Annotated in this window: 22 protein-coding genes; 13 read left to right on the top strand and 9 right to left on the bottom strand. The window is 63.2% G+C overall.

What is annotated here, in order from left to right:
• The first annotated feature begins 6 nt into the window (after positions 1-6).
• The gene (locus ACIQC5_RS07580; RefSeq protein WP_400280067.1) at positions 7-1308 is read left to right on the top strand and encodes an MFS transporter; all 1302 of its coding nucleotides are present in this window, start codon (positions 7-9) and stop codon (positions 1306-1308) included.
• Positions 1309-1397: 89 nt separating this feature from the next.
• On the opposite strand, the gene ACIQC5_RS07585 is transcribed toward ACIQC5_RS07580, so the two are convergent.
• Positions 1398-1796 carry a DUF1844 domain-containing protein gene (locus ACIQC5_RS07585; protein WP_400280069.1) on the bottom strand — a complete coding sequence of 133 codons (399 nt, stop codon included), beginning with the start codon at positions 1794-1796 and terminating at the stop codon, positions 1398-1400.
• Positions 1797-2189: 393 nt separating this feature from the next.
• Here ACIQC5_RS07585 and infC point away from each other — a divergent pair, with 393 nt between their 5' ends.
• From infC to ACIQC5_RS07610, 5 genes are all read left to right on the top strand, one after another.
• Positions 2190-3218, top strand: coding sequence for a translation initiation factor IF-3 (gene infC, locus ACIQC5_RS07590; RefSeq protein ID WP_400280071.1), 1029 nt, complete (start codon positions 2190-2192; stop codon positions 3216-3218).
• A gap of 117 nt (positions 3219-3335) precedes the next feature.
• Complete coding sequence (gene rpmI / locus ACIQC5_RS07595; RefSeq protein ID WP_059387794.1) at positions 3336-3530, top strand: 50S ribosomal protein L35; 195 nt, start codon at positions 3336-3338, stop codon at positions 3528-3530.
• Between the two features lie 119 nt (positions 3531-3649).
• Positions 3650-4330: a 50S ribosomal protein L20 gene (rplT, locus tag ACIQC5_RS07600; protein ID WP_400280074.1), complete on the top strand. Its 681-nt coding sequence runs from the start codon at positions 3650-3652 to the stop codon at positions 4328-4330.
• Between the two features lie 26 nt (positions 4331-4356).
• Positions 4357-5253: a TrmH family RNA methyltransferase gene (locus tag ACIQC5_RS07605; RefSeq protein ID WP_400280076.1), complete on the top strand. Its 897-nt coding sequence runs from the start codon at positions 4357-4359 to the stop codon at positions 5251-5253.
• A gap of 151 nt (positions 5254-5404) precedes the next feature.
• On the top strand, positions 5405-6325 hold the full coding sequence (locus ACIQC5_RS07610; RefSeq protein WP_400280078.1) for a cation diffusion facilitator family transporter: 921 nt from the start codon (positions 5405-5407) through the stop codon (positions 6323-6325).
• Between the two features lie 131 nt (positions 6326-6456).
• On the opposite strand, the gene ACIQC5_RS07615 is transcribed toward ACIQC5_RS07610, so the two are convergent.
• Positions 6457-7665 carry an MFS transporter gene (locus ACIQC5_RS07615; RefSeq protein WP_400280080.1) on the bottom strand — a complete coding sequence of 403 codons (1209 nt, stop codon included), beginning with the start codon at positions 7663-7665 and terminating at the stop codon, positions 6457-6459.
• Positions 7666-7798: 133 nt separating this feature from the next.
• Between ACIQC5_RS07615 and ACIQC5_RS07620 the strand changes: the two genes are divergently transcribed.
• The gene (locus ACIQC5_RS07620; protein ID WP_400280082.1) at positions 7799-8233 is read left to right on the top strand and encodes a (deoxy)nucleoside triphosphate pyrophosphohydrolase; all 435 of its coding nucleotides are present in this window, start codon (positions 7799-7801) and stop codon (positions 8231-8233) included.
• 32 nt (positions 8234-8265) lie between these two features.
• On the opposite strand, the gene ACIQC5_RS07625 is transcribed toward ACIQC5_RS07620, so the two are convergent.
• Positions 8266-9372 carry an Rv2578c family radical SAM protein gene (locus ACIQC5_RS07625; protein ID WP_400280084.1) on the bottom strand — a complete coding sequence of 369 codons (1107 nt, stop codon included), beginning with the start codon at positions 9370-9372 and terminating at the stop codon, positions 8266-8268.
• A 77-nt stretch (positions 9373-9449) separates the two neighbouring features.
• Here ACIQC5_RS07625 and pcp point away from each other — a divergent pair, with 77 nt between their 5' ends.
• Positions 9450-10091, top strand: a complete 642-nt coding sequence (gene pcp / locus ACIQC5_RS07630) for a pyroglutamyl-peptidase I (protein WP_400280086.1) — start codon at positions 9450-9452, stop codon at positions 10089-10091.
• Here the strand turns inward: pcp and ACIQC5_RS07635 are convergent.
• Both ACIQC5_RS07635 and ACIQC5_RS07640 read right to left on the bottom strand, forming a co-directional pair.
• Positions 10088-10720 (bottom strand): SIMPL domain-containing protein, encoded by a 633-nt coding sequence (locus tag ACIQC5_RS07635; RefSeq protein WP_400280088.1) that lies wholly within the window; start codon positions 10718-10720, stop codon positions 10088-10090. The two genes, pcp and ACIQC5_RS07635, sit on opposite strands and share 4 nt — an antisense overlap.
• 2 nt (positions 10721-10722) lie before the next feature.
• Complete coding sequence (locus tag ACIQC5_RS07640) at positions 10723-11169, bottom strand: hypothetical protein (protein WP_400280090.1); 447 nt, start codon at positions 11167-11169, stop codon at positions 10723-10725.
• Between the two features lie 115 nt (positions 11170-11284).
• Between ACIQC5_RS07640 and ACIQC5_RS07645 the strand changes: the two genes are divergently transcribed.
• The 5 genes from ACIQC5_RS07645 (at position 11285) to ACIQC5_RS07665 (ending at position 18237) form a co-directional block, all read left to right on the top strand.
• Positions 11285-12328, top strand: a complete 1044-nt coding sequence (locus ACIQC5_RS07645) for an LppM family (lipo)protein (RefSeq protein WP_400280092.1) — start codon at positions 11285-11287, stop codon at positions 12326-12328.
• Between the two features lie 219 nt (positions 12329-12547).
• Positions 12548-13609 (top strand): phenylalanine--tRNA ligase subunit alpha, encoded by a 1062-nt coding sequence (gene pheS / locus ACIQC5_RS07650; protein WP_400280094.1) that lies wholly within the window; start codon positions 12548-12550, stop codon positions 13607-13609.
• Positions 13610-13611: 2 nt separating this feature from the next.
• Positions 13612-16155, top strand: coding sequence for a phenylalanine--tRNA ligase subunit beta (gene pheT, locus ACIQC5_RS07655; RefSeq protein WP_400280096.1), 2544 nt, complete (start codon positions 13612-13614; stop codon positions 16153-16155).
• Positions 16156-16339: 184 nt separating this feature from the next.
• Positions 16340-17206 carry a trypsin-like serine peptidase gene (locus ACIQC5_RS07660; protein WP_400280098.1) on the top strand — a complete coding sequence of 289 codons (867 nt, stop codon included), beginning with the start codon at positions 16340-16342 and terminating at the stop codon, positions 17204-17206.
• Positions 17207-17586: 380 nt separating this feature from the next.
• Positions 17587-18237 (top strand): 4'-phosphopantetheinyl transferase family protein, encoded by a 651-nt coding sequence (locus tag ACIQC5_RS07665; RefSeq protein ID WP_400280100.1) that lies wholly within the window; start codon positions 17587-17589, stop codon positions 18235-18237.
• A gap of 18 nt (positions 18238-18255) precedes the next feature.
• Here the strand turns inward: ACIQC5_RS07665 and ACIQC5_RS07670 are convergent, their stop codons facing one another.
• The 4 genes from ACIQC5_RS07670 to ACIQC5_RS07685 form a co-directional block, all read right to left on the bottom strand.
• Positions 18256-19584, bottom strand: coding sequence for a M1 family metallopeptidase (locus ACIQC5_RS07670; RefSeq protein WP_400280102.1), 1329 nt, complete (start codon positions 19582-19584; stop codon positions 18256-18258).
• A 65-nt stretch (positions 19585-19649) separates the two neighbouring features.
• Entirely contained in the window at positions 19650-23606 is a 3957-nt protein-coding gene (locus tag ACIQC5_RS07675; protein WP_400280104.1) for a Pls/PosA family non-ribosomal peptide synthetase, read from the bottom strand.
• 103 nt (positions 23607-23709) lie between these two features.
• Positions 23710-24675, bottom strand: a complete 966-nt coding sequence (locus tag ACIQC5_RS07680) for a quinone oxidoreductase family protein (RefSeq protein WP_400280106.1) — start codon at positions 24673-24675, stop codon at positions 23710-23712.
• Positions 24676-24758: 83 nt separating this feature from the next.
• Positions 24759-25847: a fatty acid desaturase family protein gene (locus tag ACIQC5_RS07685; protein WP_400280108.1), complete on the bottom strand. Its 1089-nt coding sequence runs from the start codon at positions 25845-25847 to the stop codon at positions 24759-24761.
• Positions 25848-25993 lie beyond the last annotated feature (146 nt).

Consider the following 25993-nt stretch of genomic DNA (forward strand, 5'->3'; position numbering starts at 1 on the left):
TAGCCAGTGAATTTCGCTCTCTACAAAGAGATGCTCGCCATCCGCCCTGTCCGGCGGCTCCTGATCGTGGGCATGATCGCCCGTATCCCGCACTCGGCAGCAGGCGTGCTCTTGACGCTGCACATCGTCCTGACGCTGGGTCAGGGGTACGCGGCTGCCGGTGCGGCTGCAGCTGTCATGACCATCGGTATCGCTTTGGGTGCGCCATGGCGCGGACGCCGCGTGGACATGGTTGGGCTGCGGAAGGCGCTCATTCCGTCGGTGATTTCCGAACTGGTGATCTGGTCCATCGTTCCGCATGTGTCCTACGCATGGCTCCTGCCCCTGGTCTTTGTAGGCGGCCTTTTCACGTTGCCGATCTTCAGCGTGGTGCGGCAATCCCTCGGCGTCCTGGTGGACGGCGACCAGCGGCGTTCGGCGTTCGCGCTGGACTCGATCGCAACGGAGATGGTCTTCATGATCGGCCCTGCGGTCGGCGCCATTGTGGCCACCACTGGATTCTCGGCCATCGGATTGACAGCAGTCGGGGCCTCGGTCTCTGTGGCGGGCATGTTCCTTATCTGGTTCAATCCACCCACGCGGAGCGAGGACACGTGCAGCCCCGAGGAATCTGCGGTCCGGGCTGCCGATGACCTCGCGGCGGCGGAAGCGGCCATGGTGGCCTCCGCTCCCGGACACGTCCAGGAGGCGGCCTCTGAGATGGCGCCTGCAGCATCCAGGGCAGCTGCGATGAAGAGCCGGGTCGCGCGGAATTTCACGTGGTTTACTACCGCGGTGGCTGCTTTGTTCGCCGTTGCTGCCGGTTCCGGCATGGTACTTAGTGGCACCGACGTGGGCATCGTGGCGCTGCTGGAACGAGGCGGTCACCAGAACGAAATCGGAATCGTCTTCTTCTTTTGGTGCGCAGCTTCTGTGGTCGGTGGCCTGATTTACGGTGCCATGAACCGACCGGTCCCACCCATGCTGCTCCTCCTCGGAATGGCGGCGCTGACGATTCCCATGGGCTTTGCGCAGGATACGTGGACGCTGGCGTTCTTGTCGCTCATGCCTGGCCTCCTTTGTGCGCCGGTGCTGTCGGCATCATCGGAGATGGTTGCCGACCTCGTGGACGAGGAACGTCGCGGCGAAGCGATGGGCTGGTATGGCTCGGCACTGACTGCGGGTGTCGCGCTTGGTGCGCCAATAGCAGGTGTTTTCATCGACGGCGTGGGGCCGTCCGGCGGGTTCGTTGCGATTGGTTCGGCCGGCGTCGTGCTGTGCCTGACGGCACTCGTCCTCATGAAGCGGCGGCGCGCTGCCAGAGTCTGAACGTTTCTGACCATCACCATTGAAACGACGACGGCGGGCCGACCACGTGTGGTCGGCCCGCCGTCGTCGGTCCTTATGGCAGCTACTGCCTAGTTCACCGGTCCGGTGAACTTTTCGCCTGGGCCCTTGCCGGGCGCATCCGGAATCAAGGAAGCTTCGCGGAAGGCGAGCTGCAGGGAACGCAGGCCGTCACGCAACGGGCCGGCGTGCTGCGAACCGATTTCGGGGGCAGCTGCGGTCACGAGGCCGGCCAAAGCGGTGATGAGCTTGCGGGCTTCGTCGAGGTCCTTGAGGTCTTCGGCGTTGGGGTCGTCGGCCAAGCCAACCTTCACAGCTGCGGCGCTCATCAGGTGAACGGCGCCGGTGGTGATGACCTCAATGGCTGGAACTTCCGCGATATCGCGGATTTGCTGGGATACCCCGGCGTCTGCGGCGGGGACGGCGTCTTCGCTGTACGCGTGGCGGGGATTGCTGTCTTCAGTGCTCATACTGGTAAGCTTGTCACAGACCGACTGGAAGTCGTTATTCGCAGAAATGCGATACAGAAGTTGTCGTTAAGTACATCCCGCCGCGTGCAATGTGCGCTTGGCGGGTTCTTTCTGTAGAATTGACTTTCAGTTTGCAAGCGGAGTTCTCTCCCACCCGCGTCAGCCGTTTCCCCTCGGGGAACAAGAGGTTGCCGGGTACCTGGTCGGACACTTTCGGTGGCGCAGCCCCCGTCAGTGCGTACTTCCCGTTGACGGGGAGTGCACCCGATCTTCGAGGCCTTCGATTGCACCAGCAATTGGAGGCCTTCTCTATTTGCCGGTGAAACTCACCACAACCACAGGAGCTTTAACATTAGCGAGCCAAGAATCAATGAGCGTATCCGCGTCCCCGAGGTGCGGCTGGTCGGCCCTGCCGGCGAACAGGTAGGAATTGTCCGCATTGAGGACGCCCTGCGTCTCGCTGCCGAATCCGATCTCGATCTCGTTGAAGTTGCCCCGCAGGCTAAGCCTCCTGTTTGCAAGTTGATGGACTTCGGCAAGTACAAGTACGAAGCCGCTGTCAAGGCGCGCGAAGCCCGCAAGAACCAGACCAACACGGTTCTCAAGGAAATCCGCTTCCGCCTCAAGATCGACAAGCACGATTACGAAACCAAGCGTGGACACGCGCTTCGCTTCCTCGGCGCCGGTGACAAGGTCAAGGCCATGATCCAGTTCCGTGGCCGCGAACAGCAGCGCCCCGAGATGGGTATCCGCTTGCTGCAGCGCTTCGCTGAAGACGTTGCCGAGGTTGGCGTTGTCGAGTCCAGCCCGCGCATCGATGGCCGCAACATGGTCATGGTGATTGGTCCGCTCAAGAACAAGGCAGAAGCCAAGGCTGAAGCCCGCCGTGCGGCCCAGCGCGCCGAAGCCAAGGCTCAGAATGAGGCCAAGGCTGCCGGACGCGTGGACGTCACTGGTGAGCAGGCTCCGTTGACGCAGACCCTGGGCGATCTTCTTCCCGCAGGATTGCTCGGTTCTTCCGAGGAAACCGCTCCCGAAGAGTTCACGCAGGTAACTGTTGACGCTCCCGAGGCTGAGGTCACCGAAGCCGAAGCCGCTCCGGCCGTCGAAGAGGCACCGGTTGCCGAAGAAGCGCCCGCCGAAGAGGCACCGGTGGTTGAAGAGGCACCCGCAGTCGCTGAGGCTCCGGTTGTTGAAGAAGCACCCGTGGTAGAAGCACCCGCTGCCAAGGAGGCGCCTGCAGCTGTTGAAGCTCCGGTTGCCGAGCAGGCACCGGCAGTCGCTGCCCCGAAGCCCGTGGTTCCGAAGCCTGCCGTCCCGGCAGCTCCGAAGCCCGTCGCCAAGCCGGCAGCCCCCAAGCCAGCAGCACGGCCCGCGGCCCCCAAGGCCACGCCGAAGCCTGCGGCACGCAAGACCAACTAGTTCGATGCCGGTGAGGCCAAGCCTCCACCGGCAAGCAACCAGCACGCCGGCCCACGCAGGCCGGCTGCACGAAAGAACTGCGGACTCGTCCGCGGACACGTAAGGAGATCGGTTCCCATGCCGAAGATGAAGACCCACAGCGGTGCTAAGAAGCGCTTCAAGCTGACCGGTACCGGCAAGCTGAAGCGCCAGCAGGCCAACCGCCGCCACTACCTGGAGCACAAGTCCTCCACGCTGACCCGTCGCCTTGCCGGCGACAAGATCGTCTTCAAGGGCGATGCCAAGGTCATCAAGAAGATGCTCGGCGTCTAAGTTCCAAGTTCTTTGGTTGATGCCATCCGGCAGCAGCCGACTACACCAAAAGCCTTCTCAGGCGGGCCGGGTCTCCGGCAGTAGCAGCTTGGGATAAAGATTTCTGAAGGAGTACGCACGTGGCACGTGTGAAGCGGGCGGTAAACGCCCACAAGAAGCGCCGGGTTATCCTCGAACGCGCCAAGGGTTACCGCGGTCAGCGTTCGCGCCTGTACCGCAAGGCCAAAGAGCAGCTGCTGCACTCGTTTGTGTACAGCTACGGCGACCGCCGTAAGAAGAAGGGTGACTTCCGTCGCCTCTGGATCCAGCGCATCAACGCTGCATCCCGTGCCAACGGCCTCACCTACAACCGTCTGATCCAGGGCCTGAAGGCCGCTGAGGTTGAGGTTGACCGCCGCATGCTGGCAGAACTGGCCGTCTCCGACGCCAACGCCTTCGCCGCTCTGGTGAACATTGCCAAGGCTGCTCTGCCTGCTGACACCTCCGCTCCGGCTTCCAAGGAAGCTGCTGCACCGAAGGCTGCTGCCAAGGCTGCTCCGGCTGCCAAGACCGCTACGGCTGTCAAGGCTGTCGTTTCCGAGAAGCCGGCCATCGACGGCGCAGTTGCTGCTGTTGAGGGCGAAGAAGCTCCGGAAGGCCACGCCATCAAGGGCAACGCCGAGTCCAAGAAGTACCACGTTCCGGGTTCCACCTGGTACGACGCCACTGCTGCTGAATACTGGTTCGCTACGGTTGAGGCTGCAAAGGCTGCTGGCTTTGAGCCGGCCGGCGGCGAAGCCCGCCAGCAGATCAAGAACTAGTCGCAACTGCCACTAAAGTTCTTTATATGAACGAAACCGGGCGCCCGCAAGACGTGATGATGACCAACCCCCGAGCCGATCGGGTGAGGGACGTCGCCAAACTTGCCGGGCGCCCGGCGCGTTTAAAGCGCGGGCGGTTCCTGGCTGAGGGACCGCAGGCGGTACGTGAGGCACTTAGCCTCCACCGCGACCGCCTGGCGGCGGGGGAGCCCGCCGTCGTCCATGAAGTGTTCGCCAGCGAGGCGTGCCTGGAACGCCTCCCCGAACTGGCCGACCTCTCGCGTGGAACGCTGCTGCGGATTGCGACCGACGAGGTTCTGTCTGCCATGGCGGACACCGTCAACCCGCAGGGAATTGTGGCTGTCTGCAGTTTCGTCGACGTGACGTTGGACTCAGTGCTCGACGCCGATCCTCGTTTGATCGCTGTGATGTGCCAGGTACGGGACCCCGGGAACGCCGGTACAGTTCTGCGGGCAGCGGACGCAGCCGGCGCTGATGCTGTGGTGTTGACCGGGTCAAGCGTTGATATCTACAACCCCAAAGCCGTACGTTCGACTGCTGGTTCGCTGTTCCACCTGCCGGTGGTTCTCGGAGCTGACGTGGAGGACGTCGTTGCCCAGTGCAAGCAGCGGGGGATCGGGGTCCTTGCTGCAGACGGCTACGGCACTGTGAACCTGGATCAACTGCAGGATGAGAACGCCGCGCGGCGCCTCGGCAAGGACGGCATCGCGTCCGAATATGCCCTTGAAGCCCCGACCGCCTGGTTGTTCGGGAATGAAGCCCAGGGCCTGTCTGACGTTGAACTGGCTCTGGCAGACCACAGGGTGGCTGTCCCCGTCTACGGGTCAGCTGAGAGCCTGAATCTAGGCACCGCGGCCACGGTGTGCCTCTACGCCAGCGCAAGGTCACAGCAAGGCGCCTAGGACTTCGCCAGCCACGTCACGTCGGGTGCCGCGCTGTGTGGGTGTGCGCTGGTGCCCCGCATCCGGGTACGGTAATGCTTGCAAGATCAGACGATGACGACTCTTCTTTGCGCATTCCAATAGTTCCCGAACCCGAAGAGGTGAAGCTTTCGTGGCTGCAAGTGGCGGTACCAAAGCGATCGTGGCGGCCCTCGCCGCGAATTTGACCATCGCAGTACTGAAGTTCATTGCTTTCATCCTGACGCTGTCATCGTCCATGCTGGCTGAAGCCATTCACTCAGTGGCGGACTCCGGAAACCAGATCCTGCTTCTGGTGGGCGGCAAACGAGCCAAGCGCGCAGCCAGCCCGGAGCACCCGTTCGGTTATGGCCGTGAACGGTACATCTACGCATTCATCGTTTCCATTGTGTTGTTCAGCGTGGGTGGCCTTTTCGCACTGTACGAGGCGTGGGAGAAGTTCCAGCACCCGCACGGCATCGAAGGCGACTTCTGGTGGGTGCCGTTGGCAGTACTGGTGGGTGCGATCGTTGCCGAGTCGTTCTCGTTCCGCACGGCCATCATCGAGTCCAACCACATCCGCGGTAAGCAAAGCTGGGTTAAGTTCGTCCGCAACGCCAAACAGCCGGAACTTCCCGTGATCCTCCTTGAAGACTTTGGCGCCCTCCTTGGGCTGGTCTTCGCCCTCTTCGGTGTCAGCATGACCCTAATCACCGGAAACGGCGTTTGGGACGCCCTCGGCACGGCCATGATCGGCCTCCTGCTGGTTGCCATTGCCGTGATCCTCGCGCTGGAAACCAAGTCTCTGCTGCTGGGCGAGTCCGCCACCAAGGAAGATGTCGCCCGCATTGCCCAGGCTATCGAGGCCGATGGCACCCGCATCATCCACTTGAAGACCCTTCACCTGGGGCCGGATGAACTGCTGGTCGCCGCCAAGATCACCATGGGTGCCGCCGACACCGGTCAGGCAATCGCCAAGGTGATTGACGACGCCGAACAGCGCATCCGTGCTGCCGTGCCGATCGCCCGGGTCATCTATCTCGAGCCTGACGTTGAGCGCGTCACCGCTCCGTAAGCAAGCAAAGACAAAAAGGGCGGGCTCCGCGATGCGGAGTCCGCCCTTTTTGGTGCTGCTGTCGTCCCGTTATTGATGGCTGATAGTGGCCCTCCGTGTCGTGGCTGGCCTAACCGTCTTGGCTGCGGCAGTCAGACGGCCAACGGGCGTTTCCGTTCGAGCCAGCCGCTCAAGGAGGCAACGCCAAGGCCCAAGATGGCGAGGGCCGCGCCAACGAGCGCCGGAGCCACGTAGCCCCAACCCCAAGCGATCACCGTTCCGCCAAGGAAGGCCCCCAGCGCGTTGGCGATGTTGAGCGCGGAGTGGTTGAGGGAGGATGCGAGCGACGCGGCGCCGGGGGCCGCGTCCAGGAGGCGGGTCTGCAGGGCGGGCACCAACATGGAACCGATGGCGCCCACAACAAAGGCCATGATGAAGGCGGACCAGGCCCAGTGTGCCGCGATGGCGTAAACAACCAACGCAGCAGCGATGCCGGGCATGACCTTGTAGATGGTGCCCATGACGGAGCGATCGGCGATGCGCCCACCCATGATGTTGCCCACCACCATGCCCAAGCCGTACAACGCCACGACTGCGGGGATGAGGCTCTCCGGAATCCCTGCCACCGCAGTCATGGTGTGCGCGATGTAGGTGTAAACCGCAAAGAAGCCGCCAAAGCCGATGATGCCGATCAGCAGGGCCAGCCACACTTGCAGCCGCTTCAGGGCGCCGAGCTCACGCCGGATACTGGCCTCAGGATGCGCGGCTTCGAAGGGCACGAACTTCCAGATGAGGGCGACGGTCAGCAGGCCAATGACGCCGACCACGATGAAGAGGAGCCGCCAACCGAATGCCTGGCCAAGCCACGTTGCCAGGGGCACGCCAATGACATTGGAGACGGTAAGTCCGGCCATCACCATGGAGATTGCCCAGCCCCGCTTGGTGGGCGCTACGAGGCCGGCTGCGATGACAGCTGCAACGCCGAAGAATGCGCCGTGGGGGAGTCCGGAGGCGAAGCGTGAGAGCAGCATGAAGCCGTAGTCGGGTGCGATGAATGATGTCAGGTTTGCAACGGACAGGAACAACATGAGTCCCAAGGCCAGATGCTTGCGGGGCAGCTTCGCACCAAAGGCCGCGAACACCGGTGCACCGATGACAACGCCCAAGGCATAGGCCGAGATCAGGTTGCCTGCCTCGGGCGTACTGATGCCGAGCCCTTGCTCAATTTCCTTGAGCAATCCCATCATCGCGAATTCGGTAGTGCCAATGGCGAACCCGCCCATGGCCAGCGCCAGAATGGCCAGGCCGAGGTGGCGTTGTGGTGATGTGGCGGTTGCGTGTGAGGACACGGTGGTAGTCATAAGCCTGCTTCTTAGGGTGCCTTGTGGGCCGGGGGATGCTGGAGAAAATCCGATAACAAGTTTAGTCCTGTGCCTGCCACTTGACGTCGTATTGTGACGATGCCCATGACCTCGGCCCCCATACACTGTTGTGGTGACTTCCCTGATACACGTTGTGGGCGCCGCCGTGGTCGACTCCCTTCAAACGCCCAGCCGCCTTCTGGTCGCACGCCGAACCGCGCCGCCGCAGTTCGCCGGGATGTGGGAATTCCCAGGAGGCAAGGTGGAGTCGGGGGAGGCCGCGGAGGCCGCCCTGCACCGCGAACTTGCGGAAGAGCTGGGCGTCGCCGTTCGTCTAGGTGCCGAACTGGAGTCTGGCCAGACGGACGGCTGGCCGTTGAATACGCGTGCGGCCATGCGCGTTTGGTTCGCGGAAATCACGGGAGGCGAGCCACGTCCTCTTGAAGACCATGACGAATTGCGTTGGGTTTCGCTGGGTGATGATGGGGAAGCTCTCAATCTCCCGTGGATCCCCGCGGACTTCCCCATTGTCCGGGCTTTGTTGGAACGGGTAGCTGCACCGGCATAACGGAGCACCTTTGGAGGGCGCTGGTCAACGATTCAGAAAAGTGGCTGTTGCCCGGGCAGAACCAGGCTTTCGTCGTGGCTTGGCGCTGCTGTGTGGGCGATGGCCCTGCCAGCTGCCGGTCGGGCATTCCGGTGGCTGAAACCGTGCGTGCCGGCGTAACCGTACTTCGCTTTGAAATGACTGACCCGGCCAGCGAGCCAGGTCCGATATTCCTTGGAAGCGTAGGAGCCTTGGCCATAGAGGCGGCGGTACTTGCCCAGCAGTTCGGGTTGGTGGGCGGCGAGCCACTTCATGAACCATTCCCGTGTGCCGGGCTTGAGGTACAGGGCACCGGCAGTAACTCCTGTGGCGCCGGCCTCTGTCAGGGCTGAGAACAGCGCGTCCAAGGCTTCATCCGAATCAGTGAGCCACGGCAGGATGGGCATGGCCATCACCCCGCATCCCAGTCCGGCGTCCCGGAGGCGGCTGATCAGTTTCAGTCGTGCCCTGGGCGAGGGCGTGCCAGGTTCGATGATGGCAGCGAGGTCCTGGTTGGTCATGGCCAGCGAAATGCCAAGGTCCACGGGAACCTGCGTGGCCGCGTGCTTGAGCAGCGGGATGTCCCGGGCCAGCAACGTGCCCTTGGTGAGGATAGAGAATGGAGTGCCGGAATCGGCGAGAGCACCGATGATGCCAGGCATAAGTGCATACCGGCCCTCGGCGCGTTGGTAAGGGTCTGTGTTGGTGCCGAGGGCTACCTGATGCCGCTCCCATGAGGGTTTGGCGAGTTCTTTCCGGAGGACCTCTGCGGCATTGATCTTCACCACTACCTGCGAATCGAAGTCTTGGCCGGCATCGAACTCCAAATACGTGTGGCTCTTGCGTGCGAAGCAATAGACGCAGGCGTGACTACATCCCCGGTAGGGGTTGACGGTCCATTCGAACGGCATCTGCGAACCGGCAGCCACCTTGTTGAGCACTGACTTGGCGGTGACCTCATGGAAGGTGACTCCGGAGAATTCGGGTGTCGAAACGGAACGCACAAGCCCGGCAAGCGGCAAAAGTGCCTCCAGGGCCGGGGCCGACCCTGGACCCTTACCGCCATTGTCTCCGGGCGCCGGTTCGCGATTGGGCGAAAGTGCTTGTGCGTCCCATCTCATGAGCTCTATTCGAATGTATGTTCGAATGATTGTCAAGGCCATCGAAGGCCGATTCCGGATGTTGCTATGGTTGGCCCATGATTCTCCTGACCGGCTTCGAGCCCTTCGGTGCGGACAGCATCAACCCGTCCTGGCAGGCCGTCCAGCTGGCCAGGGAAATCCTCCGTCGGGAGGGTTACACGGCCGAGGCGGTGGAGTTGCCCTGCGTTTTCGGCGAGTCCGTAGACGTGCTCGTGGAGTCCATTGCCCGCTATCAGCCGAACGTCATCGTGTGCGCGGGCTTGGCGGGTGGGCGTGAACGTCTTTCCTTGGAACGGGTGGCCATCAATTGTGATGATGCGCGCATTCCGGACAACAAAGGTCAGCGGCCCATCGACGAAGAAGTGGTGCCTGGAGGGCCCTCCGCCTACTTTTCCAAGCTGCCGGTCAAAGCCGCACTGCGGAACCTCCAAGTCGCCGGAATCAAGGCAGAGGTATCCCAGTCGGCAGGCACCTATGTTTGCAACCACGTGTTCTACGCACTGATGCATCACTTGGCGGCAGACACGGAGACGCGCGGCGGGTTCGTTCACGTCCCTTACAGCGCCGAACAGCTGCAGGCCGAAAGCACGGCCCCATCCCTGCCTCTTGGGGTCATGGCCGAGGGGATCGCCGTCATCGCCAGAACAGCGGTGGGGACCGGCCTCGACGTGAAACTTTCAGCAGGGGCAATCCACTAGGACTCCAGCAGCTCCCACTGCACCGTGACGCTCGCTGACACCGATGATTCGCCGGCCTCAACCGGAACGGCTTCTGCGGCGTAGGCCCGGGCCAGTCCGCCGACGGGGATCGGAGCGCCATGCGTGGGCAGCTGCGAAATGGAAATGACGGGTCCCAGACGGGCGGAGGCCAATTCGGCATATTGCTGCGCACGGGCCAAGGCGTCCTGCCATGCTGCTTGCTGGGCCTGGGCTGTCACCGCGGAAGCATCCGCGAAGCCCTGCTCTATGCCGTTGATGCGGATGGCGTCTCCACCCGCGGCGATGGCGGCCGCGATGACGGAAGGCGCATCGGCATGCGCCCGGACCCCCACCTGCAAGTTGGTGCTGGCCACATAGGCTGTGACTTTTTGGCCCTGGCCTTCGACCCAAACGAGCTCCGCCCGGAGATTCAGGCCGTTCGTCCTCACGTCGCGGTTTTGCAATCCTGCGCCATGGAGAGCGGCGGCAACAGCGCTGGCCGCGCGTCCGGCGTCGTCGTACGCTTTCGCGGCGGTTCCGCTGCGGGTCTCCACGCCCAGCGTCAACGTGACCAAATCCGGGACTGCCCCCGCGCTGGCGGTTCCTGTAACAGTGATGCTTCGGTTCATGCCTAAGCCTCGATTCCCTTGCCGGCAGGACCGTCCTGCCCTTGGTGGTCAGTGTCAATGTAGCCGCCCGCAGCGAGCCCCGCCTGTCGTTCAAAGAAATTGCCCGACGCCGGATTGCCCGTGCGGAGCATGGACCAGCCGGCGGAAGCTCCATACAGCACGAGGAACGGCAGTCCGAGGCAATACGAGTACTGAGTGCTGTGCCGCTCCTCGTGCCCGAGCAGAACGGGGTCGCGGCCCGCCAAGCCCTCGGGTGCCCTGTACAGAACGACGTTCCCAACCGTGAACGCGCCGGCGTGGGGGAGTTTCCAGGAGTAACCTGCAGCCACCAGCAGGCCACGGGGTCCATGTGAGACTTTCGAATGGGACGCTGCGGCCACCAAGAGTCCTATGGGCGTGCTCAGGTTCAGGACGTTGGCGATCTGCCGCAAGCGCTGCCCGGGGGTCATGAAGCCATGCTAATACCGGTGACTTATGGCTTGCGGGCCAAAGCCGGGGATACTCTGTTCACGGACCACCGGGGCACGCCTGGTGCCTCCGGATCCGAGGGGGAAGAGGGGGAACATGAACGCGAAACGGGCCATCGGCATCGTCGGCGTGATGATCGCAGTAATGGTGGCATTGACCGGCTGCTTCAAGCTCAACATGTCAGTCAAGGTCAACAACGAGAAGAGCGTCGACTACGAAGTTGTCTACGCCATCCAGAAATCGGTCCTGGGTGAGAAAACCTTCGACGAATTCATGGAGTCCAACGGCAGCGCAAGCGGGGACATGGACATCCCTGAGGGCGCTACGGTGGTGGACTACGAGGACGACAAATACAAGGGCAAACGCATCACCGCCGTCAACTTGGACCCGGCCAAGTTGGCGGAATCGTCAAGTTCCGCAGAAACGCCCTTCGAATTGAAGAAGGAGGGCGACTTCTACCTCATCACCATGGGCGGAGTCACGGGGACAGACAGCAGTGACCCGGCAGCTGCCAGCATGGCCAAATCCATCTTCGACGAAGCGTCCGTGAAGTTCACCTTCCCCGGCAAAGTGGTTGAGGCCAAGGGCGCAACCATCGACGGCAACACAGCAACGTTCGACATGCTTGCCGTCACCGACACCACAGTCCATGCCAAAGCCGAGGCGAGTGCAGGATTCGCCGTGCCGATGTGGTTGATCTGGACTCTGGTGGCCGTGCTCGTCATTGCCGCTGCACTGGTTCTCCTCTTCGTGCTGTTGCGCAGGCGGTCCGCGCAGCCGGTGCCGGCGCTCGCAGGAACCCCGCCCTATGGCCAGCCTGGCTTCGCGCCGCAGCAGTTTGCCCCACAGCAGCCGGGTTACCAGCAGCCTGCCCAGCCGGGTTACCAACAGCCTGCCCAGCCGGGTTACCAGCAACCCGGCCAGCAAGGTTTCCAACCTCCCGCCCAGCCGCCGCAACAGCCCGGCTACCCCCAGCAACCAGTTCAGCCACCCCAACAGAACTGGGCTGGCCAGGGCTACACGCCAGGGGCTCAGCCCCCGCAGGCGCAGCCGCCAGCCCAGCCGCCGGTCGCAGAACCCAGGCACGACGACGGCCAGGCGCCACCGCCACCCGCCACACCACCGGTGGCGGGCAAGTAGCCTTTCCGAAGTTTTTGTCCAGGCTCTGCCTTTGCACAGGTCCCGCCCTTAGCCAGCGGGCTCATAAAGACAGAAGCTGGACATAACTCCACGGTTAAATCCGGTCCGCGAGGTTCAACTAGACTGAAGGGTAGTGCCCACCGTCCGCGGTGAGCGCTACCCTTTCGTTTTGCAGGCCTGCCATGCCGGCCGTTCCCGACTCGTAGCTAAGAACAGTAGATGACTGACACTTTGCCAGGCGCCGCCATCCCGAATCCGCTGGATGAAGCCGCCATCACCTCCGCCGTTGAGGACGCCATTGCCGCCATTGCGGCCGCTTCCTCCCTCGAAGAACTCAAGGCCGTCCGCCTCGCACACACGGGTGAGAAGTCGCCCCTGAGCCTGGCCAACCGTGAAATCGGTGGCCTTGCCAAGGAACAGAAGGCAGCGGCAGGCAAGCTCATGGGTTCCTCGCGCGGACGGGTCAACCAGGCGCTCGCAGCCCGGACCGAAGTTCTCGAGGCAGAGAATGACGCCCGCATCCTCATTGAGGAAACCGTGGACGTCACTGCCGGACCCCGTCGTCGACGCGCCGGTGCCCGTCACCCGTTGTCCACGCTGCAGGACCGCGTGTCGGACATCTTCGTTGGCATGGGTTGGGAAATCGCAGAGGGTCCCGAGGTGGAGTCTGAGTGGTTCAACTTCGACGCCCTGAACTTCAAACCGGACCACCCTGCCCGCGAGATGCAGGACACGTTCTTCGTGGAACCTCCGGAGGCGCACCTGCTTATGCGCACGCACACGTCACCGGTACAGGTGCGCTCCATGCTGGAACGCGAAGTGCCCATCTACGTGCTGTGCCCGGGCAAGGTGTTCCGCACGGACGAGCTGGACGCTACGCACACCCCTGTCTTCCACCAGTTCGAGGGCTTGGCGATCGACAAGAACCTGAGCATGGCGGACCTGCGCGGCACGCTGGAGCACTTCGCGCGCCAGATGTTCGGCGACGAAGCCTCCATCCGCCTGCGCCCCAACTACTTCCCGTTCACCGAGCCGTCGGCCGAACTGGACATCTGGCACCCCGGTGCCAAGGGTGGTCCCCGCTGGATCGAATGGGGCGGCTGCGGCATGGTCAACCCCAACGTCCTCCGGGCAGCCGGCATCGATCCGGATGTTTACTCAGGTTTTGCCTTCGGCATGGGCATTGAGCGGACGCTCATGTTCCGCAACGAAGTCGGCGACATGCGCGACATGATCGAGGGCGATGTACGTTTCAGCGAGCACTTCGGGATGGAGATCTAACAGTGCGTATCCCACTTTCCTGGCTGCGTGAATTCGCGCAGGTTCCGGCCGATGCAACGGCCGAAGACGTTATGGCGGACCTGGTCAAGGTTGGCTTCGAAGAAGAAGAAGTTCACCGTCCCACGGATGAATTGAAGGGTCCTGTTGTGGTGGGCCAGGTGCTGAGCCTGGTCAAGGAACCGCAGACCAACGGCAAGACCATCAACTGGTGCCAAGTCCGCGTTGTTCCGGAAGGGCAGGAGCAGACCCTCGCCGGCAAGGGTATTGATCCTTCCGGTGTGCAGGGCATCATCTGTGGTGCCCACAACTTCGTAGAAGGCGACAAAGTTGTGGTCACGCTTCCGGGCGCAGTGCTGCCCGGCGACTTCCACATCTCCGCGCGTAAGACGTACGGCCACCTGTCTGCGGGCATGATCGCCTCAGTTCGCGAACTCGGCATCGGAGATGACCACGACGGCATCCTCGTGCTGTCCCGCATCGGCTTGGATCCGGAAATCGGCACTGACGCGATGGAACTGCTCCGTCTCTACGACCAGGCAGCGGAAATCAATGTGACTCCGGACCGCGGTTACGCTTTCTCCATCCGCGGTGTGGCACGCGAATATGCCCACGCCACGGGTACGGCGTTCGTGGACCCCGCTTCCAAGGTCACTGCACCGGCTACGCTCCAGGGCGGATACGGCGTCAAGCTCAACGATGACGCCCCGATTTACGGAAAGCCTGGCTGCGACCGCTTCGTGGCCCGCACAGTCCGTGGTGTGGACGCGTCCCGTCCCACCCCGCCGTGGATGTCTGCCCGCCTTCGCCTTGCCGGCGTGCGTTCCATTTCGCTGCCTGTGGACATCTCCAACTACGTGATGCTTGAGCTCGGTCAGCCGAACCACTGTTACGACCTCGACAAGCTTTCGGGCGACATCGTGGTCCGCCGTGCCGTCGCGGGGGAGAAGATCACCACCCTTGACGACAAGGAGCGCAAGCTCGACGTCGAGGACCTCCTGATCACCGACGACTCCGGCGCCATCGGCATCGCAGGGGTCATGGGAGGTGCACACACCGAGGTTTCCGACTCCACGACGAACATCCTCGTGGAGGCGGCGCACTTCGACGAAGTTTCCATCGCCCGCTCCCGTCGCCGCCACAAGCTGCCGTCGGAAGCATCCAAGCGTTTCGAGCGCGGCGTGGACTGGCACGTGGCGAACATCGCTGCCCAGCGCGTGGTGGACCTCCTGGTTGAACTCGCCGGTGGGACGGCGGATGAGACCGGGACCGACGTCGGCACCGCACCTGACGCCGTCACCATCGAGCTGCCCGCCGACTTCGCCTCCGCCCGTATCGGCATCGACTTCACCAACGAGCAGATCACTACCTCCTTGGTGGACCTTGGCGCCGTGGTTGAGAAGACCGGCTCCGGTTACTTGGTCACCGCCCCGAGCTGGCGAAATGACCTCGAAACCAAGGAAGACCTCTCCGAGGAAATTGCCCGGCTGGTGGGCTACGAAAACATTCCGGCCACGCTTCCTGTGGCTCCTCCGGGCCGCGGCCTGAGCCGCACGCAGCAGCAGAAGCGCCGCGTTGTGCAGGCGCTGGCGGACGCAGGGCTCACCGAGGTGCTGTCCTACCCGTTCGTTTCCAAGGCATCCAACGACACCTTCGGTGTGGCCATGGAAGGCGAAGCTCGTCCCGCTTTGAAGCTGGCGAACCCCATCAGCGAGGAGCATGGCTACCTTCGCACGTCTATCCTGCCCGGACTTTTTGAGGTTGCCCGCCGCAACCACTCCCGCGGATTCCGCGACCTTGCCATCTATGAGGCTGGTTCCGTGTTCCTTCCGGGGGAGAAGCTCGGTACGGATTCCATTCCTCCGCTGGGCATCAAGCCTGCAGATGAGGTACTGGATGCCCTGTACGACGGCGTCCCGCACCAGCCGCTCCACATCGCTGCGGTCCTGACTGGCCATGACTCTCCGGCCGCTGCCACGCACAAGCCGCGCGCGTGGGATTGGGCAGATGCGTTGGATGTTGCTCGTCTCATGGCCGATGTCCTTGGCATTGAGCTGGTTGTCAGCCAGGGCAGCCACCAGGCATTCCACCCTGGACGCGCAGCCCAGCTTGCGCTTCGAAGCGGGGACATCGTGGGCTATGCCGGCGAGTTGCACCCGAAGCTGCTTGCCGCCCACGACATGCCGGCCCGCTCGGTTGCGCTCGAGGTCAACGTCGACGCATTGTTCGAGGCAGCTGCTGACGTCATCGTAGCCAAGCACATCTCAGGCTTCCCGGTGGCGACGCAGGATGTCGCCTTGGTGGTCCCGCAGGAGGTGCCGGCTGACGAGGTCCTGGCTGCGTTGCGCGAAGGCGCCGGAGAACTCCTGGAAGACGTCGCCTTGTTCGATGTCTATGCGGGTCCGGGCATTGACGAGGGCAAGAAGTCCCTGGCGTTCGGGCTCCGCTTCCGTGCCACGGACCGCACTCTGACGGCTGACGAGGCCTCGGAAGCCCGTTCCGCAGCGGTGGCCGTTGCTACGGAACGCTTCGGAGCAGTCCAGCGCTGATCTTCTTCACCAACGATAATCCCCGGGACCGTTCTGGTTCCGGGGATTTCGTTTTAATGAGATTGCACTCCCAGCATCTTGACAGAGTATTCACATGTGTATGACAGTTTTGTCATACATATGTGAAACATGTGTATCACATCCCTCGTGCGGTTTCACAAGAGCCGTCCTTTGAAAGGTACCCATGAAGAAGCAGAACGTTGCTTTGCTTGTCGGGGCAGCAGTAATTGCCCTTACGTCCTCGCTCGGCGGAGCGGCCGTGGCGTCAGAGTCGACGCCCCAGCCGGCCCAGTCCGAGGTGCAGCCTGTGGAGCACGTCGTGGACAAGGCTCAGACATCCGGCTCGGACGCCTCGCCGCTGGCCGACAAATACAAGTTCTTCCAGCCGTTCAAAAATGGTGGCGCGTCCACGGACTCCGTCATTGGCGCCGATGGTCGGGTCAAGATCACGAACACCACGGCTGCCCCTAGCCGCTCGATTGTTCAGATTGAATTCAACGGTGGATACATCTGCTCCGGGGCCTTGATCTCAGACGACACCGTCCTGACGGCAGGTCACTGCGTCCATGAGGGCGGCACGGGTTCGGAAGCTGACTACTCATGGGGAATCAAAGTGGCTCCAGGGCGCAACGGCTCCACTGACCCCTACGGCAGCTGCGGAGCCACCAACATCTACACCGACCAGCGCTGGATCGATTCGGCCAACACCAACGCCGACTGGGGCGTCATCAAGCTCGATTGCACCATCGGCAACACCACTGGCTGGTTGAACTACTCCGGAACGACGGCAAGCCTGAACGGCATCAACGTGACCGTCCGCGGCTACCCGGGCGACAAGCCGTTCGGCACCATGTGGTCCATGACCGGCCCCATTGAGAGCACGCAAGCCGAGAAGGTCTTCTACAAGATGGACACTTACGGCGGCCAGAGCGGCGCCCCCGTCTACAACAGCTCCAATACCATCGTGGCCATCCACACCAACGGTGGCAGCTCCAACTCGGGTACGCGTATTACCCCAACGCTGGCGAACTACCTCACATCCGTGAAGTAGCCCTGCTGGGTTAAGTCATGAGGAGCGTTCCCCGCAGCGTCGGCTGCGGGGAACGCTGCTGTCCGGGGCTGGGTTTGGTCTAAACATGGGAACCAGTCCAAACCCAGGAGCGTGACGAATGCGGCTTACCAGATGGCTAAACTTCTAGAAAGGGTGGAAGGTCCGGCATTCCCTCCAGGAATGATCGTGCCAGCGTGCGGCAGGGCGCCGAGCAGCGACAGAGCTGTGCAGTGACAGAGCTGTGCAGTGACAGAGCTGTGCAGTGGCAGAACCGGGCAGTGACAGAAATGAGACGGGACGAGGGCGCAAGGATGGATCGAACTGGCGGCCCCACCCTGTGTGAACAACTTCGGGTGGCCCAACCCGCTATGGAGGTCCTGATGCAAGGCACGGCCCTTGAGCTGCTCAGGCTCGACGGTGTGCTCATTCCAGACGACCTTCTCCAGACACTAGGACTACCGGCCACGGACCGCGCCCTTCGTTTCGCCAGTACCAATCATCGGGATGAATTCGTCGCCGGCAGGGTTGCCCTCCAACGATTCGCCGCCTCCCTTCTGAAGGTCGAGCCCCACGAACTCGTGCCCGACTATCGATGCCCGCAGTGTGGTCCCCGCCAGGATCACGGACGTCCGGGTTTCATGCTCGACGGCGGCCCCGCGCCCTTGGTGCTCAGCGCGTCACGGGCATCGGGCTGGGTGCTGCTGGCCGGCGTCGTACATCCAACGGATGGCCTCCGGCTGGGAGTGGACCTGGAAGCGACCAATCAAGCAGCGTTCGAAGGCTTCGACGACGTTGCGTTGGCCGCAGGGGAGAAGCATTTCCTGGAGACCGTGCCAGAAGCGCAGCGGACAGTGCAGCGCGCACGCTTGTGGGCCCGTAAGGAGGCCTGGCTCAAGATGACGGGTGAGGGCTTGCGGCGAAACCCCACAGAGCTCGATGTCCTGAACCTGCCCGGCCTTTGCGACATCACCGGCATCCACGAAAGTGGCAATGTGCCGGATGGACTCGTGGCTGCCCTGGCCCTGGGATGAACGTTCCGGGATGAACGCCTAAGGGAGCGGAGGCAGCGGCGCCTCGTAAAGCCACGGCCGCAGGATCTCTGCTGCTCGCAACCCCGGAATGAAGAATTCCGCCGCCTCAAGGAATGCCTCAGTAGAGATGGATCCGTGCCGGTTCTCGGCGGTCCAGTGCCGCAAAAGACCGAAGAAGGCTTCGTCCCCGGCGGCGATGCGTACAGCGTGGACGGCAAGGGCGCCGCGCTTGTACACGCGGTCATCAAACATCAGGCTTGGACCAGGATCCCCAACGAGCAAGTCCTGGGGCGCGCTGGCCAGCTTCTTCCATGCCGCCGCCGCGCGGTCAGCCACCGTCATGGTTCGGGATTCTTCTGACCACAGCCACTCGGCGTAGCAGGCGAAGCCTTCGTGCAGCCAAATGTCTTTCCAATTGCTGACCGTGAGTGAGTTGCCGAACCATTGGTGGGACAGTTCGTGGGCGATGAGCCGCTGGGCCTCCCAAGAATCGCGCATGTGGTTCCGGCCAAAGATGGAAACCGTCTGGGCCTCAAGAGGAATCTCGAGTTCGTCCTCGGTGACCACCGAGGTGTAGTCCGCGAACGGATAGGGCCCAAAGCAGTCCTCGAAGGTCCTCATCATGTCGGGCTGGCGGCGCAGTCCCCGCCGGGCGTCGTCAGCCATGTCTGCGGGTACCGCTGCGAATTGCGGCACCCGGTGGTGGGTGTCTGCCGCGTTGAGGGGGAGCATGCCGTAGCGACCGATTTGCACCGTGGCCAAGTAGGTGGCCATGGGTTCGGATTGTTCGTAGACCCAGGTCTCACGGCTTGACTTGCGGCTGCGGGAGACCAGCCGTCCGTTGCATACCGCCCGGTAATTGTCATCGGTTGTCACGGAGATGCGGAAGGTCGATTTGTACCGGGGATGGTCGTTGCACGGGAACCAGGATGCTGCACCATTCGGCTGCCCCGCTACCAATACGCCGTCGTTCAGCTCCTCCCAGCCAACCTCGCCCCACAATCCGCGGCGGGGTTGGGGGTTGCCGTCATAGCGGACCTCCAGCGTGAACTGTTGGCCAGGCTGGAGGCTGGAAGCGGGTGTGAGCACCAGATGTTCGGCGCGGTGGCTGAACTTCGGGATCTTCTTGCCGTCCAGTTGGATCTTGGACGCCCGCAAGCCCACGAGGTCCAGGACCAGCCGGGATGTCGCCTCCAAGGCAGTACACCGCAGGACTGCTTTGCCGATCAGCTTGTTGCTGCCGAGCCTGACGTCGAGATCCAATTCGTACCGGTCTACACGGTAGCCGGTGCTCCCGTGGTCCAGGGTGTAGGGGTCAGCGACAGGGGTGACGATCGGTGCAGTCATGGAATCCGGTTGCCTCAATTCGAGTTGTCTTGTGTGGCGCCTCGCCGCGCTCCCGTCTGTCCAATCTACTTGAGCAGGGCACCTTGCGGAGCCGGACCCTCCCACGGACTCACGGGATTTCCCATCCAGTACGTTCCGGCCGGGACGGTTTCGCCGCGCATGACCAGCGACGCAGGGCCAACGGTGCCGCCGTTGCCAATGCTGGCTGCGGGGAGGATGACGCCGTGCGGACCCATGGTTGCGCCATTGCCCAATGTCACGGTGTCTATGCTCATGACACGGTCATGGAAAAGGTGGGTCTGGACCACGCAGCCCCGGTTGACCGTGGAGTTTTCGCCGAGCGTCACGAGGTCGGCTTCGGGTAGCCAATAGCTTTCGCACCACGTTCCGTGACCAATTTTTGCGCCGAGGCCTCGCAGCCACCACACCAAGGCCGGGGTTCCCGCAGCTGAACGGGCGAACCACGGTGCACTCACCATTTCGATGAACGTATCCACTACCTCGTTGCGCCAAATGAAGGAGCTCCACAGCGGGTGCTCACCGGCGCGAATCGTCCCTACCAGCGCCCACTTGGCAACGATTGAGCTGAAGGCAGCCACGGCCCCTGCCGCCAGCACCACGACGCCTCCAAGGAGAGCTGCCAGCCAATAGCCCCACCCGCGGGCCATGAGGTCGAGCACCAGCATCACGCCGACGCCGATGGCCACGGTGAGTATGACCGGCAGGAGTCGGCATAGTTCCCAGAGCCCGCGTGCCAGCTTGAGCTTCAAGGGCGGCTGGAACGTCAGGCTCTGATCGGCGTCCACGGCGGTGCGGCGCAGCCTGACAGGCGGGCTGCCCAGCCAGGACGTTCCGGATTTGGCCTTGGCCGGTGTAGCGGAAAGAACGGCTACCAGAGAGTTCTTGGGAACATTGCGGCCCGCGGCGGTCATGCCGGAATTGCCCAGGAACGAGCGCTTCCCGATCTTGGTGGGTGCGATTTTCATCCAGCCGCCGCCAAGCTCGTAGGAAGCCACCATGGTGTCGTCGGCCAGAAACGCGCCGTCGCCGATGGTTGTCATGCGGGGCACCAACAGCACCGTGGATGCTTCTACGTTCCGCCCTACCTTGGCGCCGAGCAGACGCAGCCAGACGGGAGTGAAGAGGCTGGCGTAGATGGGGAAGAGCAGGTCCCTGGCCATGTCCAGAAGGCGTTCAGTAGCCCAGACCTGCCACCCGATGCGGCTCCGGACCCGGTAGTAGCCCTCCTTGAGCCCCAGGCCCAGGAGACGGGCGACCACCAGAATCAGGATGAGGTTTCCGAAGAACCACACCAGCGCAGCCAAGGGCAACGCCATACCGATCTGCGGCAGGGCCGCCCCGAGAGACTCATGCCCACGAATGAAGGAGTAGATGACCCAAGCGCCAGCGGAGGCCGATAAGTACGGGATCAGGGCAAGCAGGGCCGAGGCCCCCGCGAACGCCGAGAACCATAGGCGGTCCAGGACTGGGCGCCGCACGGACGGTTCGGGCCAGTCGTGCTTGGCTTTGCCTCGCCGCTCGGCCGGGGAACCAGCTACGAGGTGCCCGGCTTTGACCTTGCCAAGCACTGCGGATCCTGGTTCCACATGGGCGCCCGCTCCGAGCGATGCGCCGGGCATGAGAGTGCTGCGGGACCCGACGACGGCTCCGGCGCCAACGTGGATCTGCCCGATGTGGACGGAGTCGCCATCCACCCACCAGCCCGAAAGGTCCACTTCCGGTTCGATGTTGGCTCCGCCGCCGAGGGACAGCAAACCCGTAACTGGGGGCAGGGAATGGAGATGTACGTCCTTGCCGATGCGGGCTCCAAGAGCACGCGCGTAGTACGGGACAAACGGGGCACTGGCCAGCCCGATCGCGCCGGAAAGATCCTGGATCTGTTCAGCGAGCCACAGCCGCAAATGTGTCTTGCCGGAGCGCGGGTACGTTCCCGGCTGGACCTTCCGCAAAAGGAGGCGTGCTGCCAAGACGGAGATCCCCATCCGGCCCAACGGGCTCACGAACACCAGCCATGACCCTGCAATCCACCACCAGGACACCACGGGAGCCGCGGAGAACCCGGCAAGATCAGCCAGGAGCCGATTGGCGGCCATTAGATAGGTGAGCCATCGCATGCCCACCAGGATGTGCAGCGGGACGCCCATGAGGACCTGGAAGATTTGGGACTTCCTGGCGGTCGGGCGGACGGTGCGCTCCGCCGCCGGACCGGGGACACCGCCGTCGGGAATCGACTGCCTGGCGGCGTCGATCAGCGCGCCCACGCGCGGCGTGGCGTAGATGTCTGCCACAGTGATGGTGGGATAGCGCACGCGGAGCGCGGAAACCAGCTGGGCGGCGGCCAGGGAGCCGCCGCCGTAGGCGAAGAAGTCAGCGTCGAGGGATCCCACGGGGCTTCCCAGCACGGATTCCCACTGTTCGACCACCCAGCGCGCATCATCTGGAAGGTTCAACGGTGCGTTGCGGGCTTCGGTGGCGCCGGCTCCTGCCAGCGGCCAAGGCAATGCATGGCGGTCGACTTTTCCACTGGTTTTGGTGGGGAGGGAATCCACCATGGTCAGCAGCGGTATCAGGGCAGCTGGAAGACTGCCGCCCAAAAGCGCCCGAGCGTCGTCAAGGTTCAGTTCGAGGCCCTCAACAGGGGCCAGGTAGCCCACCAGGATCTGGTTCCCCGCGGCAGTCGTTTGGACGGCGGCCGCAGCGCCGGCGACACCCGGAAGGGACTGAAGCGCTGCATCGACCTCGCCGAGTTCGATCCTCCGCCCACCCAGCTTGACCTGCTCGTCGGCGCGGCCCATGAAGATCAGGCCCTCGGTTTCGAATCGCACCAAGTCGCCGGACCGGTAGGCGCGCGTCCAGCCCAGTGTGGGCATGGGGGCGTATTTTTCGGCATCCTTGGCGGGATCCAAGTAGCGGGCCAGGCCGACACCGCCGATGATCAGTTCGCCGATCTCGCCTTCTGCGACCGGAACGCCGTCGGAATTGACGACGGCGAGGTCCCACCCGTCCAGCGGAAGCCCGATCCGTACGGGGCCGGGTCCGCCGAGCGGAGCCGCGCATGCCACCACGGTCGCCTCGGTGGGGCCATAGGTGTTCCATACTTCACGGCCGTCGACGGCGAGCCGTTCGGCAAGCTCCGGCGGGCATGCTTCGCCGCCAAAGATGAGCAGGCGGACGCTTTCCAGCGCCTCGGCGGGCCACAGGGCAGCAAGGGTGGGAACTGTGGACACCACGGTGATGCCATGGTTGATAAGCCACGGTCCCAGGTCCATGCCTGTGCGCACCAGAGCGCGGGGAGCGGGAACCAGGCATGCACCGTGGCGCCAGGCAAGCCACATTTCCTCGCAGGACGCATCGAAGGCAACAGAGAGTCCTGCGAGGACTCTGTCCTGGGGGCCGATCGGTTCGGCCTGCAGGAAGATTCTGGCTTCGGCGTCCACGAAAGCAGCTGAGGAACGATGCTTGACGGCGACCCCCTTAGGCGTTCCAGTGGAGCCGGACGTGAAGATGATCCATGAATCGTCGTCCAGGCCGGGCTTCGTGGAATCCGTCAGTGCCGGGCGCGCTGCACCTGCTGCGTCAATCCGCAGCCCGGCGCCTACCACGGCAGCCACTTTGGCTTCACCGAAGACCAGCCGTGCGCGTTCGTCGGGATCATCGGCATCTACGGGAACGTATGCTGCCCCCGCCGAGAGGATGCCCAGGATGGCGATGTACAGCTCATTTGTTCCCGAGGCGATACGGACGCCGATCTTGTCCCCGCGACCCAGTCCGGACGCGCGGAGCTTCCTGGCGAAAGCGCGGACGGATGCGAGCAGTTCCGTGTAGCTCAGTGACTTCTGGCCGTCGTCGAGCGCCGATGACTCCGGGAAGGAAGCCGCGGTAGCTTCGAGGATGTCCACAAGGGTCCGCTCGGCTGGTGCGGCGGAGGCACCCGGCAATTGCGGACGATGGGTGGCCAAGGCGTGCGTATTTCCAGCCACGGCAGGGTGTTCTGTGCTCACGGGCTCAGCTTTTCGCAAGAAGGTGAACAAAAGGTGTCTGACGTTTCCTGCTCGTCATATTTTGTTTCACTACGGTTTCCGTGACCGACACCCAATGTTTGGCTCAGGGGATGAGCAGGACCTTGCCGGTAGTGAGCCGGCCTTCGAGGTCGCGGTGTGCCTGGGCTGCTTCCGCCAACGGGTAGCTGGCACCTACGCGCACCGTCAGCGTTCCGTTGGCTGCGGCTTCGAAAATCTCAGTGGAGCGCCACCGACGTTCGCGGGCGTTCTGGAGGAAATGGGCCATGGTGGGCCTGGTGACCGAGAGCGACCCGCCGGAGTTCAAACGCTGGGGATCGAACGGCGGTACGGGTCCTGAGGCTGCACCGAAGAGCACCATGGTGCCCCGGATGCGCAGGCTCTTCAGGGAATCGTCGAAGGTGTCCCGGCCTACGCCGTCGAAGACTACATTGACGCCTTCGCCGTCGGTGAGTTCGCGGACCTTGTCGGCGAACCCGTCGTACCGGAGAACGTCGTCCGCTCCGGCGAGTTTTGACAGTTTTGCTTTCTCGTCCGAGGACACTGTGGTGATCACGCGTGCGCCGCGGGCTTTCAGGAGCTGGGTCAGGAGCAAGCCCACTCCGCCGGCGCCCGCATGGAGGAGCACGGTGTGGCCCGGCTCGACGCGGAAGGAGGAGTTCATCAGGTAGTGGGCGGTGATGCCCTGAAGGGGGAGGGCCGCAGCAGTCTGGTCGTCGACGCCGTCGGGAACGGGGAGCGCCTTTGCAGCATCCACCAGGGTGTAGTCCGCATAGGTCTTGGCACCTTCGGCCGTTGCGATACGGCTGCCAATGGCAAAATCCTGCACACCCTCGCCAACGGCCTCAACTGTGCCGGCGGCTTCGGCGCCCGGCGTGAACGGATAGTTCACCTTGTACGCACCGCTGCGCTGGTAGGTTTCGATGAAGTTGACCCCGGCAGCAGCGACCTTGACCAACAACTGTCCTGGCCCCGGAACCGGCGGCTCCACGGAGGCGTATTCAAGGACGTCAGGTCCTCCGGGCTGCTTTGCGACGATGGCGTGCGTCATGGGGCTCCTCACTCCGGGACGGTCCTTCCGGTGCCCGGCTCTGCATCCATCCTATGGAGTGAGGCGCCCTTGGTGTCGAACGCCTAACGCCGTCCGTGCGTCGAAGCGACGGGGCAATCGAAGCCGCGCCCGGCCGCAAGGCCGACCTCGTTCAGGTAGCTGACCACAATTCCATAGGACTGGGCCAGAGTGGTTTCCGTGTAGGGAATGGAGTGCTTGGCGCAGAAGGTGCGGACGATTCCAGCGGCGCGGTGAAGTTGAGGGCGGGCCATGTCCGGGAACAGGTGGTGCTCAACCTGGCGGTTCAGGCCGCCCAAGAGGAAGTCCATGAAGCGTCCACCGGAGATGTTGCGGGACGTCAGGACCTGGCGGCTGAGGAAGTCCACACGGCTGTCGGCGGGAAGGACAGGCATTCCCTTGTGGTTCGGGGCAAAGGAGGCACCCATGTAGAAGCCGTAAACCATGATCTGGACACCGAGGAACGCGAAGGCCATGCCGATGGGGAGGAACGTGAAGGCCAGTACCGGAAGGGCGGCAAGTCGCGCAACAAGGATGGGTGTCTCTACCCAGCGGTGACGCACCTTCTGGCGACCGAAAACGAAGCGCAGGGAGTCAAACTGCAGGCTAAGGCCCAAGAGCGTGAGCAGCGGGAAGAAGAACCAGCCCTGCTTCTTGGTCAGGAAGGCCAGGCGGCCCTTGCGTTCTGCAGCGGCTTCTTCGTAGAAGACGAGGGCGTTGTTCCGGATGTCCGGGTCTTTGGAGATGACGTTGGGGTTATTGTGGTGGGCGCCGTGTTTCTGCTCCCACCAGGAGTAGCTGATGCCGGCGATCCCGGTAGCCAGCAGCCTGGCCGACCAGTCATTGGCACGACGCGAAGCGAAGATCTGCTTGTGCCCGGCCTCGTGGGCCAGGAAGCTCAACTGAGTGCAGAAAATACCGACGGCTGCGGCAATCAGGAGCTGAAACCAGGAGTCGCCCAACAGCGCGAAGCCTGTCCATGTTGCGGCCATGAGGATCATGAGGGCTACAAAGAGCCAGATGTAGAACCCGCTGCGCCGTTCGAGCAACCCGGCGGCCTTGACGCTCTTAAGGAGTTCCGAATAGCTGTGAACAACGGGGTTGGGCTGAATAGCGCGTACTTTGGGGCGCTCAGCGGTGGATGTGGGTGCCATATATGGTTGTGCCCCGTATCGCTAACGGGCAACGCTGCAGCCGACGTTCGGACTGCACGGTCTGGATCACCCTTCATCAAGCATACGCCCCCGCGTCTAACGAATGTGACGGCCGCCATTTCCCAAAACTGGGCATGCATAAATAT

The organism is Paenarthrobacter sp. NPDC092416 (assembly GCF_044755025.1).
Lineage (GTDB): Bacteria > Actinomycetota > Actinomycetes > Actinomycetales > Micrococcaceae > Arthrobacter.